This is a genomic window from Porcibacter vitabionis, from assembly GCF_046263795.1.
Taxonomy (GTDB): Bacteria; Bacillota; Clostridia; order Lachnospirales; family Lachnospiraceae; genus Lachnocurva.
Window position 1 is genome coordinate 157,135 of record NZ_JBJYZD010000005.1, and the last position, 15,132, is coordinate 172,266.

12 protein-coding genes are annotated in these 15,132 nt (G+C 47.0%); 10 read left to right on the top strand and 2 right to left on the bottom strand.

The annotated features are described in order from the left end of the window. Positions 1-99: 99 nt before the first annotated feature. The 8 genes from araA (at position 100) to ACKX2L_RS05835 (ending at position 9,675) form a co-directional block, all read left to right on the top strand. Positions 100-1,539 (top strand): L-arabinose isomerase, encoded by a 1,440-nt coding sequence (gene araA, locus ACKX2L_RS05800; RefSeq protein WP_497552827.1) that lies wholly within the window; start codon positions 100-102, stop codon positions 1,537-1,539. A gap of 56 nt (positions 1,540-1,595) precedes the next feature. Then, on the top strand, positions 1,596-2,690 hold the full coding sequence (locus tag ACKX2L_RS05805; protein ID WP_497552828.1) for a GntR family transcriptional regulator: 1,095 nt from the start codon (positions 1,596-1,598) through the stop codon (positions 2,688-2,690). 66 nt (positions 2,691-2,756) lie between these two features. Then, complete coding sequence (locus tag ACKX2L_RS05810; RefSeq protein ID WP_497552829.1) at positions 2,757-3,461, top strand: L-ribulose-5-phosphate 4-epimerase; 705 nt, start codon at positions 2,757-2,759, stop codon at positions 3,459-3,461. 1 nt (position 3,462) lies between these two features. After that, positions 3,463-5,061, top strand: coding sequence for a xylulokinase (locus ACKX2L_RS05815; RefSeq protein ID WP_497552830.1), 1,599 nt, complete (start codon positions 3,463-3,465; stop codon positions 5,059-5,061). 40 nt (positions 5,062-5,101) lie between these two features. Beyond that, positions 5,102-5,758 (top strand): fructose-6-phosphate aldolase, encoded by a 657-nt coding sequence (gene fsa, locus ACKX2L_RS05820; RefSeq protein ID WP_497551847.1) that lies wholly within the window; start codon positions 5,102-5,104, stop codon positions 5,756-5,758. Between the two features lie 98 nt (positions 5,759-5,856). Next, positions 5,857-6,687: a transketolase gene (locus tag ACKX2L_RS05825; protein ID WP_497552841.1), complete on the top strand. Its 831-nt coding sequence runs from the start codon at positions 5,857-5,859 to the stop codon at positions 6,685-6,687. Positions 6,688-6,690: 3 nt separating this feature from the next. Beyond that, the gene (locus tag ACKX2L_RS05830; RefSeq protein WP_497552831.1) at positions 6,691-7,632 is read left to right on the top strand and encodes a transketolase family protein; all 942 of its coding nucleotides are present in this window, start codon (positions 6,691-6,693) and stop codon (positions 7,630-7,632) included. Positions 7,633-8,382: 750 nt separating this feature from the next. Continuing rightward, positions 8,383-9,675, top strand: a complete 1,293-nt coding sequence (locus ACKX2L_RS05835; protein ID WP_497552832.1) for a L,D-transpeptidase — start codon at positions 8,383-8,385, stop codon at positions 9,673-9,675. A gap of 208 nt (positions 9,676-9,883) precedes the next feature. Here ACKX2L_RS05835 and ACKX2L_RS05840 read toward each other — a convergent pair whose 3' ends face one another. Then, positions 9,884-10,747: an undecaprenyl-diphosphate phosphatase gene (locus ACKX2L_RS05840; RefSeq protein WP_497552833.1), complete on the bottom strand. Its 864-nt coding sequence runs from the start codon at positions 10,745-10,747 to the stop codon at positions 9,884-9,886. Positions 10,748-11,330: 583 nt separating this feature from the next. On the opposite strand from ACKX2L_RS05840, the gene ACKX2L_RS05845 reads away from it, so the two are divergent. Together ACKX2L_RS05845 and ACKX2L_RS05850 are read left to right on the top strand one after the other, a co-directional pair. Further along, entirely contained in the window at positions 11,331-11,612 is a 282-nt protein-coding gene (locus ACKX2L_RS05845) for a hypothetical protein (RefSeq protein WP_497552834.1), read from the top strand. Positions 11,613-11,845: 233 nt separating this feature from the next. Next, entirely contained in the window at positions 11,846-13,165 is a 1,320-nt protein-coding gene (locus ACKX2L_RS05850) for an aspartate kinase (protein WP_497551843.1), read from the top strand. Between the two features lie 146 nt (positions 13,166-13,311). On the opposite strand, the gene ACKX2L_RS05855 is transcribed toward ACKX2L_RS05850, so the two are convergent. Beyond that, on the bottom strand, positions 13,312-14,478 hold the full coding sequence (locus ACKX2L_RS05855) for a class II aldolase/adducin family protein (protein WP_497552835.1): 1,167 nt from the start codon (positions 14,476-14,478) through the stop codon (positions 13,312-13,314). Positions 14,479-15,132 lie beyond the last annotated feature (654 nt).

Sequence of the window (15,132 nt, forward strand, 5' to 3'; positions counted from 1 at the left end):
TGAAAAAATGATACAAGAGAGGAGATCGAAGCTGGAACAAGCGGTCCGTTTTGTATCACAAAAAGGGGTTCACTCTGGAAAAGAGTAGAAAGGGAAAACATGAAAAAACTGTATTTTATTCCGGGAAGCCAGGATCTCTATGGAGAAGAATGTTTAAAGCAGGTACATGCAGATTGTCAGGAAATGGTAGATTTCTTCAATGAGAAGCTGGGAGATGTCGTTCGCTTTGAACTTCTTCCGACCGTTGAGACCTCCGAGATCTGTGTAGAAGATATGAAGAAGGTTATGGTGGATGATGACTGTATCGGTGTTGTTACCTGGATGCATACATTTTCCCCTGCCAAGATGTGGATCAAGGGTTTACAGATCTTAAGAAAGCCCCTCCTGCACCTGCATACGCAGGCAAATGAGAAACTTCCTTACGACACCATCGATATGGATTTCATGAACCTGAATCAGGCCGCTCACGGAGATCGTGAGTATGGTTACATTTTGGCTCGTATGAATATCGCTCATCAGGTCGTTGCCGGATTCTACCAGCATGAGGACTTCCTGGCTAAAGTCAGACAGTTCTGTGATGTAGCAAAGGCTATTGACTGGTCCCACAATATGCGGGTCGCAACTTTTGGAAATAACATGCGTGATGTTGCAGTGACCGATGGTAACCGTCTTGAGGCTGAGATCCATTATGGCTGGGAGATCAAGTACTGGGGCATTGGAGAGATCGTAGAGAAAGCAAAGGAAGTTACCGATGCTGAAGTCGATCAGAAGATGGCTGAGTATACAGAGAAATATACCATGGCAACTGACCGGATCGACGTTGTCAGAGAGCAGGCTCGTTATGAGGTCGCTTTTGAGAAGTTCTTAAGTGAGAATCACTGCAAAGCCTTCACGGATACTTTCCAGGATCTCCATGGCATGAACCAGCTGCCCGGAATCGCAGCACAGAATATGATGGCCAAGGGCGTCGGATTCGGACCGGAGGGTGACTATAAGATTGCAGCCTTTTCCGCGATCCTTCAGAAGATGTCAGAAGGCAGAAAGGGAGCAACCGGATTCATGGAAGATTATACCTATGATCTGACCCCCGGTAAGGAAGTCGAACTTGCTTCTCATATGCTCGAGGTTCCGGCACAGCTGGCAAAATCAAAGCCCGAAATCCAGGTACATCCGCTTGGGATCGGCGGTAAGAGCGATCCGGCAAGACTGGTCTTCGATTGTGTCGAGGGTGACGGTATCCAGGTAACTCTGGTTGATATGGGAGATCATTTCCGCATTATCTGCGCTGATGTTGAACTGATCCGGGAACCTCATCCGATGCCGAATCTTCCGGTTGCACATATCATGTATCGTCATAAGCCGAATTTCGAGATCGGTACTGCAGCATGGTGCTATGCCGGCGGTGCTCATCACTCCGTCATCTCCACAGCTTTGAACCGGTCCGATATTGCAATGTTTGCAAAGCTTACGGGAACCGAGCTTATCACCATCGGCGATGATACAACAGAAGCAGACCTCCAGAAATTTTACATGAAGTGATGAAAGCAGTGTCCCCCGATATCAATAACAAATTAGACTTGAAAAGCAGGCAATCTATGTCAGAGAAGAAACCCCGTTATCTTGAGGTTGTGAATTATATCTATTCCGAGCTGGAAAAAGGAAACCTGAAAGAGGGGGACCGCTTGCCATCGGAGAAGGAACTATGTGACCGCTTCGGCTTAAGCCGCCAGACCATTCGACATGCGACCGGACTTCTGGAGGAGAGAGGGCTTATTACCCGGGTGCGGGGCAGCGGCAGTTATATCGAAGAGACGGCTTCCTCTGAGGACCGTCCTCGCTATATGAATATTGCTGTGATGATGACCTATCTGGATAATTATATCTTCCCTCCGGTGGTACGTGGAATTTCCGATGTATTAAGCCGGTCAGGCTATTCCATGCAGTTGAATTTTACGAATAAATGCGTGGAGAGAGAAGAAAACATCTTGCAGAACCTGCTTTCCAATCAGAATATTGATGCTTTGATCGCTGAGCCCTCCCAGGGCGCTTTGCCTAATCCGAACCGGGAGCTCTTTCTAGAGCTGAAGGAAAGACGGATACCGGTCCTTTTCATCAATGCCTACTACCCGGATCTCGATTTCCCATGTGTTCGGCTGGATGATGAATGGATCGCCTGTCAGGCAGTTCATCTCCTTGTCCAAAAAGGACATGAGAAAATCGCCGGGATCTTCCACTGTGAGGATTCACAGGGTACGCTTCGATATCTCGGTTATCGGCGGGGTCTTCAGGAATGTGGCATCCGGTTGAATAGCGACCGGGTCATCTGGCTGGACACGAAAGGGGTTCAGGATATCGAGGAATTAACAGCTTATATTCGAAAGCGGATCGGTGACTGCACGGCTGTCTTTACCTATAACGATGAGGTGGCCAGCCGGCTGATTGCGGGTTGTGAAAAGGCCGGTCTGCATTTACCCGAAGATTTGTCTATCATCAGTGTGGACGATGCGAAGATGGACGCCGAGAGCCGTCCGTCCGTAACGACTTTCCCTCATCCAAAGGAGGTTCTTGGCAAGACGGCAGCGGAAAATATCCTTCATATGATCGATAATCCGGCATTTGACGGAAACCGGCTCTTCCGGCCGGAGGTCATTCTGCGGGATTCGGTCCTGGACCGAACGAATGAAGAATAAAAGGATCCGTCCTGCCTAACATTCGATGCAAATTGTGACATCAAAACATGATAGAAAGAAGGAAATATGCTGGAAGAACTGAAAGAACAAGTCTGGAAAGCCAATCTCGACCTGCCAAAGCATGGCCTCGTAACTTTTACCTGGGGCAATGTGAGCGGGATCGATCGGGATCAGGGGCTTTTCGTTATTAAGCCGAGCGGGGTTCCTTATGAGGAGCTGAAGCCGGAAGATATGGTCGTTATGGACCTGGAAGGCAATAAGATCGAGGGAGATCTGAATCCTTCCTCCGACACACCGACCCATCTTGTCTTGTACAATCGTTTTAAGGAGATCGGCGGTATCGTACATACCCATTCGACATTTGCAACGTCCTGGGCGCAGGCAGGAAGAGATATCCCTTGCTACGGGACGACGCATGCAGATTATTTCTATGGCCCCATCCCCTGCGTTCGGAATCTGACCAAGGCAGAGATCGATGAAGCCTATGAGAAGAATACAGGTGTTTTGATCGCAGATCATTTCGAAAAGGAGAAGAAGGATCCGGATGCCGTTCCGGCTGTTCTTTGCAAGAATCATGGCGTTTTTGCCTGGGGAAAGAATGCCGATAAGGCGGTTTATAACGCTGTTGTTGTGGAAGAAGTGGCCAAGATGGCTGCCCTGACCGAGCTGATCCAGCCCCACGTTTCTCCGGCTCCGCAGGAACTCCAGGATAAGCATTATTTCCGGAAGCATGGTGCCAATGCCTACTATGGACAAGGAAAGGAGGACTAAGGTGAGCGCAAGAGAAGACATTCTAAATGCCCAAACGACCCTGGGAATCGAGTTCGGCTCTACCAATATCAAGGCAGTTCTGATCGACCTTCAGGGCAAGGTCCTGGCCAAGGGTTCCCATCACTGGGAAAACCATCTGACCGATGGGATCTGGACTTACCCTTATGAAGAAATCGAGGCAGGCCTCAGGGACTGCTATAAGAATCTGAGAGAAAATGTAGAGCGAAGCTATGATCTGGATCTGACAAGGGTCGGTGCCATCGGCATCAGTGCCATGATGCATGGGATCATTGCCCTGGATCAGAATGGAAAGCCTCTGTCGGCTTTTCAAACCTGGCGGAATTCCAATACCCAGGAAGCAGCGGATATCCTGACAGATCGTTTTTCCTTCAATATCCCTCTCCGTTGGACCATTGCCCATCTCTATCAATTTATGCTGGAAAAAGAGGCTTTTCTGAAGGATCTTGATTTTGCAACCACTTTGGATAGTTACATCCACTTCCGACTGACCGGGGAGAAGGTAACCGGAATCGGCGATGCTTCCGGAATTTTCCCGATCGATTCGGATGCTTTGGATTATGACCAGAGAATGGTGGATTCTTTTGATGAGCTGACAAAGGATTTCGGATATCCCTGGAAACTTCGGGATGTCCTGCCCAAGGTTTTGACAGCCGGCCAGAAGGCAGGCACTTTGACCAAAGAGGGTGCCGCCCTTCTGGATGAATCCGGAAAACTGGAAGTCGGCATTCCCCTCTGTCCTCCGGAGGGGGATGCGGGAACCGGTATGACAGCGACCAATGCGGTAGCTCCGAGAACCGGAAATGTATCTGCGGGAACTTCCACTTTCGCTATGATCGTCACGGAGAAACCTCTGTCCCGTGTCCATCGCGAGATCGATATGGTAACGACACCGGACGGAAAGCCTTGTGCCATGTCCCATGCCAATAATGGCACAAGCGATATCAATGCCTGGCATGATTTATTCAAAGAATTTGCAGAGCTCATGGGCGTGGATCTCAATGGCGTCAATCTCTATGATGTCCTTTATAAGAGATCTCTGGAAGGGGATCCGGACTGCGGAGGCCTTCTGAACTATGGTTATTATTCCGGCGAAGGGGTTACCAAACTGAATGAAGGCAGACCTCTCTATGTCCGTATGCCGAACAGTAAATTAAATCTGGCAAACTTTATGCGGGCACAGCTGTATACTTCTCTCGGCGCTGTGAAACTCGGCATGGATATCCTACAGAAGGAAGAACATGTGAAGATCGACCGGATCACCGGCCACGGCGGACTCTTTACGACACCCGGCTGCGTGCAGAAATATCTGGCGGCCGCCATTCATACTCCGGTCACTGTCATGTCGACTGCAACAGAGGGTGGTCCCTGGGGCATGGCTCTTCTGGCAGCTTATTTACTGGAAGGCGGTCAGGACAAGGAAACTTTGCCGGATTATCTGAACCGGAAGATCTTCGACAAGATGGAAGGCACAACGCTTGCTCCGGATCCTGAGACAGAAGAGGGGTATGAGATTTTCATCCGTCATTATAAGGATGGCCTGGCAGTAGAAAAATCTGCCATTACATCAGTCAACTGGTAAATATATCACTGGTAAATATTTTAAGGAAAGAGGTAGGGATATGAAGTTTTTTATTGATACTGCAAATGTAGAGGAAATTCGTGAAGCAAATGATATGGGCGTTATCGCCGGTGTTACTACAAATCCGTCTCTGATTGCCAAAGAAGGCCGTGATTATACGACTGTCTTAAAGGAGATCACAGAAATCGTTGATGGACCGATCTCCGGTGAAGTCAAGGCAACAACGGTCGATGCAGAAGGCATGATCAAAGAAGGCAGAGAGATTGCAGCTCTTCATAAGAATATGGTTGTTAAGATTCCTATGACTGCGGAAGGATTGAAAGCCATCAAGGTGTTAAGCAGCGAAGGCATCCATACCAACTGCACCCTCATCTTCACAGCAAACCAGGCCCTTCTGGCAGCTCGTGCCGGTGCGGACTATGTTTCTCCCTTCCTGGGACGTCTGGATGATATCTCGACACCGGGCATTGATCTGGTAGAAGAGATCGCTCAGATCTTCCAGAACTATCCGGACATCCATACAGAGATCATTGCCGCTTCTGTCAGAAATCCTCTGCATGTGACTCAGTGTGCACTGGCAGGCGCTGATATTGCAACCGTTCCTTATAAGGTTATCATGCAGATGCTTCATCATCCTCTGACTGATGAGGGTATTGTGAAGTTCCAGAAGGATTATCAGGCTGTTTTCGGAGACTGAGGATTGCCGATGACAAGCCGGGCAGAATAGTATAAGATAAAGATGTTAAACCGGTGAGACAGTAGGCGAGCCGGCAGGCTGGTGGATATTCAGAAAGGATACGTGTAATGACGAATCAGGAACTGAAGAAGATTGCGAATCAGGTCCGCAAAGACATCGTTTCTTCGCTTCATTCAGCGAAAAGCGGACATCCGGGCGGGTCTCTGGGCGCTGCAGATATTTTCACTTATCTGTATTTTGAAGAAATGAAGATCGATCCAAAGAATCCCAAGGACCCCAAGCGTGACCGCTTCGTTTTGAGTAAGGGACATACAGCGCCGGGGCTCTATTCGGTATTGGCAGAGCGGGGGTATTTCCCGAGAGAGGATCTCTTGACCCTTCGCCATACCGGATCTTATCTCCAGGGACATCCCAATATGAATGAGACACCGGGCGTAGATATGTCCACCGGATCTCTTGGCCAGGGTGTATCTGCAGCAGTCGGTATGGCTCTTGCCGGGAAACTACGAAAAGAGGACTACAGGGTCTATACCCTTCTCGGTGATGGTGAGATTGAGGAAGGCCAGGTTTGGGAAGCAGCTATGTTTGCTGGAAACCATGCATTGGATAACCTGGTTGTAATCGTGGATAACAACAATCTCCAGATCGACGGAACCATCGAGGAAGTCAATTCTCCTTATCCCATCGATGAGAAGTTCAAGGCCTTCAAGTTCCATGTCATTAATGTCTCGGATGGAAATGATTTTGATGAACTCCGGGCAGCTTTCAAGGAAGCCCGTGAAGTAAAGGGACAGCCGGTTGCCATTATCGCAAAGACCGTAAAGGGCAAGGGCGTTTCCTTCATGGAGAACCAGGTCGGCTGGCACGGCAAGGCACCCAATGATGAAGAATATAAGATCGCAATGGCAGATCTCTCAAAGGAGGCATAAGACATGGCAGAGCTTAAGAAAATCGCAACACGTGAAAGCTATGGCAATGCCCTGGTAGAACTCGGGAAAGAGCATGATGATCTGATCGTACTTGATGCCGATCTGGCCGGCGCAACCAAAACCGGAATTTTCAAAAAGGCATTTCCGGATCGTCATATCGACTGTGGTATTGCAGAGGCGGATATGATGGGCATCGCAGCCGGACTGTCTACAGCAGGAATGGTTCCTTTTGCAAGCTCTTTTGCCATGTTTGCAGCAGGCCGTGCTTATGAGCAGGTTCGGAATTCCATCGGATATCCTCATTTAAATGTGAAGATCGGTGCAACCCATGCCGGTATTTCTGTCGGTGAAGATGGTGCTTCTCATCAGTGCTGTGAAGATATCGCTCTGATGCGGGTGATTCCTGGAATGACGGTCATTGTTCCTTCGGATGATATTGAAGCAAAGGCTGCAGTCAAGGCTGCTTATGAGATGCAGGGCCCGGTCTATCTCCGTTTCGGACGTCTGGCAGTACCTGTCATCAATGACAGACCGGATTATCATTTTGAAATCGGAAAGGGTATTCTTCTTCGTGAGGGATCTGACCTTACCATTGTAGCAACAGGCCTTGAAGTAGGGTATGCACTGGAGGCCGCTGACCGTCTGGCAGAGGATGGCATTCATGCGGAGGTCATCAATATTCATACCATTAAGCCTTTGGATGAGGATCTGATCATTGCTTCTGCCAAGAAGACCGGAAAGGTCGTTACCGTTGAGGAACACTCGATTATCGGCGGCCTTGGCAGTGCGGTATCGGATGTCCTTTCTGAAAAACTTCCGACTCCGGTTCATAAGATCGGTGTTCGTGATACCTTCGGTGAATCCGGTCCTGCCCTGGAACTTCTGAAGAAGTACAAGCTGGATGGCGAGGGCATTTACCACGAGATCCACGACTGGTTAGGCTGAGATTGTCTGGAAAGATGTGTATTTCGGCTGAGATTGTCTGGAAAGATGTGCGGTTGGATAGATTGAGATTGTCTGGAAGGATGTGCACTTCGGCTGAGATTGTCTGGGGCTGAGTGTGCCAGGTAATATCGTAAAATAGGTAGTTTTTTAAAATTCCGATAGTGATTTCCTGATTTCACTATCGGAATTTTTGGATTCTCTTCGTATGACGATAAAAGGGACGAAAAACAGCTGATTTTGGACTCTTCACTATCGTATTTTTTAAAATTGTTTGTTGTTATGATAAATTCTGCGAAGTGCCGAATCATGGGAAACTCCGTTTTTTTCACCAGTAACTCCAAAAAGATGTCGAGTATCAAAACCACAAACCCGTAAATCCACAGACCACCCACAAATCCACAGACCCACAAACCCACAAATCCACAGACCACAAGCCCACAAAGCCACAAACCCACAAATTCACAGACCCACAAACCCACAAATCACCCACAAAGCCATAATGAAGTACAGATCGCCTTTCGCAATCATTGCACCAATCCATTGCACCTTTGTTTCAGCCATGTAATATTAATGCAACAGAAATCACATCTATGAAATACTTAATAGGAATCTTTATCAATAGTAACAGTTTTCTTTTCGGATCTAACAAGTCCTTGTGCAACATCCTGTCTTGCCCTGTGTTAGAATAATATTCATGAAAGTTTAATTGTTTGGCGTAGAGGAACGACGCTTTATTTGAGGAGTATTTCGATGAAGAAACTGGGATGGAAACGGACACTGATATTACTTGTCATCATTCTGCTTGTTATTTTATGTGGTCTTGTTGTTGTTCTTCGTCAGAGAAAAGTAGTGAACGGACATACCTTAAAGGGTGCAATCTTTTCCAATGACGATAAGATCGCAAAGGCTTATTTAAGTCAGGAATATCAGGCAAGCCATACATTTACGGATAAAGAACTGAATGACAAGTTTGTGCAGACGAGCGCAAAAGTGACCGGCAGAACGAGTGGAATCTTAGGACCGGTGAATATTGAAGTCAAGGTGACGAATCAGGTGGATAGGGATGCCCTGAAGACTTATCTGGATCAGTGGAACAATGAGCATACGGCAAGCACGAATGCAGCGATAAATTACGATGATGCTTCCGGTAAGTATGTGATCGCTAAGGAAAAACAGGGCGATACGGTAGATAGCGAGGCCCTTTTAAAGGATGCTGCATCTGGTAAGACCGGAATCAGGCTCTCCGATTATTATGTAAAGCCGGAATATACAGAAAAGGGCTTAAAGCAGGCTTGTGATAAATTGAATGAGCTTTTGGCATGGCATGTTACTTATACGGATGGCAAGAAGGCAACGATCACGAAAGACGATATTACGGTTTTGCCGGACGGAAGCTATCAGATCGCTGATCTCACCAAGCCCTTTAAGAAACTCATGGCAGAGATCAATGAAGATTACCAGACCGTTGGAAAAGGTTTCCCGGTTCTTCTGCACGATGGCAGTATGCAGACCGTGACTGGCGGCGACTGGGGTACCTATGTCGATAAGGAAGATGAGATCAAGTATCTCCAGGATGCTGTATCTTCCGGTAAGTCCGAGGACAACCGGCAGCCTCAAATGGCAGGTAAAGTCAATGATATGAGTAAATACGACTCGGATCTTATTATCGAAGTGAGCATCGCCCAGCAGCATCTCTGGGCTTATGATAAGAAGGGAAATATCAAGATCGATTATGATGTTGTTACCGGACAGAAGGGTGTCAGTGAGACGCCGACCGGTGTCTATTATTGCCTGATGAAAAAGGCAGACCACACTATGAATGGATCCACTGCGTCCGGGAAAACCTACTCCGTAGATTGCAGCCGCTTCATGTGGATCACAAATTCCGGTGTTGGCATTCACGATGCTGTCTGGAGAAAGTCATTTGGCGGCAATATCTATCTCACAGACGGTTCGGATGGCTGTGTAAATAGTCCTTTGGATAAGGTAATTCAGCTCTATGATATGGTGAAAGCAGGAAAGACCATGATCATTATTCACTGAGACTCTTTTCCGTTGAAATATAGACCATGGATCGAAAGAGACTTATGGACTTAAAGCAGACCATGGATTGAAATAGGCTCATGGACTTTCAGCAGACCATGGAATAGTATATTAAAAACCCCGGGCATGTGATAGGTACCTCTTTACCGGACAAACCAGTAAGGAGGGTACATATCACATGCCTGGGGTTTATTTACAAAAGAAAGACTTATTGAATGGCAATGATATTCTGTCCGCTGATCAAGAATGCCAGGATTACAAAGATACCCAGGGCAATCCGATACCAGCCGAAGACTTTGAAGTCATGCTTCTTGATATAGCTCATCAGAAAACGGATGATGAAAATGGAGACCAGGAAAGCAACGATGCATCCGGTCAGAAGGATGGCTGTCTGATATCCGGTCAGGACATTTCCGGCATGGAAGAATTTGACGATCTTCAGAAGACTGGCACCGGCCATGACCGGGATCGCCAGAACGAAAGTGAAGTCTGCGGCGGTCTTCCTGGAAACACCGATCATAATGCCGCCGAGGATGGTAGAACCGGAACGGGAAGTTCCCGGCAGGCAGGCTGCAACCAACTGGAAGAGGCCGATAATAAAGGCATCCTTATAGCTCAGTTCGCTGAGACGGTTTACATTTGCCCGCATATCATGCTTCTCTCTCTGATTCTCTACCAGAAGAAAGGCAATGCCGACAAGGATCAGCATGATGGATACGACCAGAGCATTGTAGAGATGATTGTCCAGCCAGTCATCCAGCAAGACACCTACGATACCGGCCGGAATGCAGGCTACGATGGTCTTCCCCCAGAGACTCAGGGTGTGGCGCTTCCACATGAGCTTTCCGGTCTTTTTCGATCTGCCCAGGGGCCAGATGGTTTTCCAGTACATGAAAATGACGGCCAGGATGGCACCGAACTGGATGACGACAAGAAACATCTGCCAGAAGGCGTTGCCCTGCTTGATCTTTATGATCTGATCCAGAAGGATCATGTGGCCGGTCGAGCTGACAGGCAGCCATTCGGTGATTCCTTCTACGATACCGTAGAGGATCGCTTTTAAAATATCCATAATTGACGATATCCTTTCTTTTATGAACTATTTTATCCTGACTTCTATTTCTTCGAATTCGGATGATAGAAAGAATCCGGAGGAATGAAATCGGAAAAAGTATACCATAAGCGGGGCGCGAGAACCACTCATAGTTGACGGAGAGTTTTTAGTGAAATTCTTGCATATTAACTGTTTCAGCAGGTCGATCTCATTATTATAATCTGCGGATTGTTGCATGCTGTTCTTTTATCTCCTGATTTGATCAGCTACTTTGAACATAATAACTTGTTCTAATAAGATGATTTTAGAATTTAATCATCTTTATTGTGTCATACCGTGAATTTGGTGTAAATTTACTTTAGTAAGATTTGAACGTTAATAACAATTTATTATTACTGGAAAATCAGTACATACATTAATGGTATTTGACGGATGGGGGATACAGTGCGTTATTTAAATTTTGACTTTACTAATTGGACAGATATTGCGGGGACCGCGTTTCATGAATAAAAAAAGCTTTCTTGTATTAATTTTTCTATCCATTAGTATACTGATCGTGCTTACTGTAAGAGGATGTTTATTTCAGGAGAATCATCAGGGCATGGGGCAACTTTATAGTGGGGATGATTATTCTCATTGGTTTCATCTAAGGGGCATTGTACTAGAAAAAACATCAAATACTCTTTTGGTAAGGCTAATGGATGAGAAAGAAAGTACCTTGTTTTTTGATAAGACCGAAGTCTCCTTGGATTGTACCAAGTGCGAGACCGAAGTAAAAAATGTTTCGAAGGGAGATATTATTCAATTCTACTTCTTTAAGCAACATGCAGGTAATGGAATAGTAAAAGTTGAAAAGGTTATTGGAGAAAAGGAAGAAGAATGACGGGAAAGTATGTGTCTCCTTACGTCATAAAACCTGTTCTGCCGGCCCCTTCATATTTACTTTTTGGGGTAAAAACTGTAACCGGAGGAATCGGCAATTTGCACTTTTTATAGAACTATCTTTCCTATTCGATATGGTCGTGGTATCATTTGAATTTAAGCAGGCACAGTTTCAAAATACAGCCTGCTGCAGGAAAAGATTACTGAGTGACTGTGATTGTGAGAGGAAAGAAAATGAAAAAGGTTGTGAAGTTCGGAGGCAGTTCCCTGGCCGATGCCAAGCAGTTTGAAAAGGCAGGCCAGATTATCAGGAGTGACGAATCCAGAGTATATGTGATTCCCAGCGCTCCCGGCAAACGTTTCAGCGGGGACACCAAAGTTACGGATATGCTGATCGAGGCCTATCGGCTGGCCGTTTCGGGCGGTGATCTCCACCAGCAGCTTCTGAATATCAAAGCCCGTTACAATGAGATCATAGAAGGGCTGCAGATGGACTTTAGCCTGGACGATGAGTTCGATGTGATCGAGAAGACTTTGAAAGAAGAACCGACGCTCGACTATGCTGCCAGTCGTGGAGAATATCTGAATGGCCGCGTCATGGCAAAATATCTGGGTTATGAATTTATTGACCCATTTGATACGATTTTCTTCAACGAAGAGGGAAATCTCAATTCCTATAAGACGGAAAAAGTCTTAGGCCAGCGCCTGGCTGAGACACCGAGGGCGGTAATTCCCGGTTTCTACGGCAAGGGAAAGGACGGAAAGATCCGGACCTTCTCCAGAGGCGGCTCCGATGTGACCGGATCCATTGTTGCCGGCGCCTGCGGTGCGGATGTCTATGAAAACTGGACGGATGTCTCCGGATTTCTGGTTGCAGATCCCAGGATCATCGATCAGCCGAAGAGCATTGACACGATCACCTATCGGGAACTTCGTGAGCTTTCTTATATGGGTGCATCCGTCCTCCATGAAGATGCCATTTTCCCGGTTCGTTCCAAGGGCATCCCGATCAATATCAGAAATACAAACCGTCCGGACGATTCCGGCACATGGATCGTGGAATCCACCGCTCGTAAGCCGGAATACATGATCACCGGAATTGCCGGAAAGAAGGGATTCTGTGCGGTTGATATTACAAAGGCTCTGATGAACTCCGAGGTCGGATTCGGCAGGAAGGTTCTCCAGGCATTTGAGGATCATGGGATCAATTTCGAGCATATGCCATCCGGTATTGATACGATGACCATTGTGGTTCATGAAGATGAGTTCCTGGACAAGGAGCAGCAGGTCGTATCCGAGATCCATCGTCTGACCCATCCGGATTCGATTGAGATTCAGCCGGATTTGGCCTTAATCGCAGTTGTTGGCCGTGGAATGAAATCCGCCTATGGTGTGTCAGGAAGGATCTTCTCTGCCCTGGCCCATGCCAGAGTCAATGTACGAATGATCGATCAGGGCTCTTCCGAACTCAATATCATTATCGGAGTGGATGAGAGGGACTTTGAGAAGGCAATCAAGGCAATCTATGATATTTTCGTAACGACGCAGCTGTGATTGGCAAGGCCAAAGATGAGATTGCCCGTAACGAGAAAGCTGTGATTGGCAAGGCCGGAGATGAGATTACTTGTAACGAGAAAGCTGTGATTGGCCAGGCCAGAGATGAGATTGCTCGTAACGAGAAAGCTGTGACAAGAGATGCGTTATTTCAGCCCGGCGTATTTCTCAACATAGATCTCATGCTCGCGGATCCGGGTGGCAAGACTTGCTGCCTTGGGTCCTAATCCGGCTTTTTCTAAGAGACCGGCCTGGCAGCCCTTGTTAAGAACCATGACCATGGCCTCGGCTTCCGAGCGGTCCTTGCCATAGCATACGGCGCCGATGATCCCTCTGTGGCTGGCTGCATTTACCATACCGTCTTTTCCATAGCATTCGGCGCCGACTCCCTGCAGAAGGACAGCGTTACTGATGACAGGAAGTGTGGAAGTCAGGGCAGAGCAGATCTCATCCTCACTAGTATTGGCGGGAAGGCAATGGACAAGCGGTCCCACCATCATCCCAAGGTCGTCGACATACACGGTCAGGTCATCGCCAAAGGAGGCATATTTTGAAATATAGGGCGCCTTTGTGAAGAGATAGCATCCATCAGAATGTTTGCCAAAATCACTTGTGTATTTCCAAAGCTTTTCATTTTCACACAGGCCGTCTGGCTGTGATTCCAGGGAAGCCCTGGCTCCTTCTCTTGTTTCCAGTCCTTTTTCATCCGGTCCATTTTCATAATGAAGGATCTCATCTGTAATTACAGATGAGATTTTTTTCATATATTCTTTCTTGCATTCTTTTTCCAATTGATGAGCAAGTCGAAGAGCATCTTCATAATCTCTGCCCAGACATACGGTTCCATGATTTCGCATGAGGACAACATGACTTTGACATCTCTTCAGGGCCTGGTCTACATTTGCCGCCAGGCTATCGGAACCGAAAATTGCATATTCGGCAGTCGGAACCACGGAGAGGGCCTGCCCTGGGAAAGACAAATCCTGGCCGAGTGTGGACAGGGCAGTGGCATAGTCCTGGTGGGTGTGGATGACAAAATCCGTATCGGGGCGGTCCTGGTAGCAGACTGCGTGGACTTTCATTTCGCTGGAGGGCTTCAGCGGACCCGCATAGGAGCAGTCATCGATCCGGACTTCGACCAGGTCTTCGGGCTGCAGGGTCTCGTAGGAACGGCCGCTTGGTGTAATAAGAAATGATGTGTCAGAGATCCGGGCACTGATATTGCCCCAGGTACGGGCAATCAGACCGGTGCGTACAAGCTCGCGGCCGGCACGGAGAATCAGTTGTTGGGCGGTTTTCTTGTTGATGGACATAGGCACTCCTTTTGTCTTGATTTTCAGAATTTTGGGATTGCTTAGAGCTGGCTTGATTGGATCAGACTTCGAATGGAATCCACAGGAGTATTATACCCCAATTTTTGATCGAAATAGGGAGGACATTTTGAGAATGATTCACTATGATGATATCGCTGATTTAAAATTGTGATCCGGATTCAGCCTGGTTATTCGATATACAAAAACTTTTGAATTTCATGCGTGTTTCCGGGAGTTTTCTTGCCTGTTTTCGGCCTGATTATTCGATATACAAAATCTTTTGAATTTCATGCGTGTTTTCTGTGTGATTTTATAGCATGATTTTCAATAGATTTTGTATATCGAATATTTGGGCTCTCAAAGGGTATGTTTTGACCTGGGGAGGCGCATGGTTTCGAAAAGATTCTGTATATCGAATATTTTCAGGTGGTCGTTGAAATCGGGCCTGCTTCAAAATCGTTTGCTGGGCTTGCGACGCTAACAGTGGACATGACGCAAAAATCAAAAAACAAAATCAAAAAACAAAAATCAAAAATCTGATATGTAATGACCTTTGTCAAGAGGCAACTTAACAAGAATCACCACAAACTTATTCTTTTGTAACCGAAGGCATCATGAAAGAGCTTTAGGGTATCAGTTCCCGGCATTGGCCAC

What these genes read in the sequence shown, in the direction of transcription:
- araA (WP_497552827.1), top strand. Translation starts at nt 100, where the DNA reads ATGAAAAAACTGTATTTTATTCCGGGAAGCCAGGATCTCTATGGAGAA.
- ACKX2L_RS05805 (WP_497552828.1), top strand. Translation starts at nt 1,596, where the DNA reads ATGTCAGAGAAGAAACCCCGTTATCTTGAGGTTGTGAATTATATCTAT.
- ACKX2L_RS05810 (WP_497552829.1), top strand. Translation starts at nt 2,757, where the DNA reads ATGCTGGAAGAACTGAAAGAACAAGTCTGGAAAGCCAATCTCGACCTG.
- fsa (WP_497551847.1), top strand. Translation starts at nt 5,102, where the DNA reads ATGAAGTTTTTTATTGATACTGCAAATGTAGAGGAAATTCGTGAAGCA.
- ACKX2L_RS05830 (WP_497552831.1), top strand. Translation starts at nt 6,691, where the DNA reads ATGGCAGAGCTTAAGAAAATCGCAACACGTGAAAGCTATGGCAATGCC.
- ACKX2L_RS05835 (WP_497552832.1), top strand. Translation starts at nt 8,383, where the DNA reads ATGAAGAAACTGGGATGGAAACGGACACTGATATTACTTGTCATCATT.
- ACKX2L_RS05840 (WP_497552833.1), bottom strand. Translation starts at nt 10,747, where the DNA reads ATGGATATTTTAAAAGCGATCCTCTACGGTATCGTAGAAGGAATCACC.
- ACKX2L_RS05845 (WP_497552834.1), top strand. Translation starts at nt 11,331, where the DNA reads ATGGGGCAACTTTATAGTGGGGATGATTATTCTCATTGGTTTCATCTA.
- ACKX2L_RS05850 (WP_497551843.1), top strand. Translation starts at nt 11,846, where the DNA reads ATGAAAAAGGTTGTGAAGTTCGGAGGCAGTTCCCTGGCCGATGCCAAG.
- ACKX2L_RS05855 (WP_497552835.1), bottom strand. Translation starts at nt 14,478, where the DNA reads ATGTCCATCAACAAGAAAACCGCCCAACAACTGATTCTCCGTGCCGGC.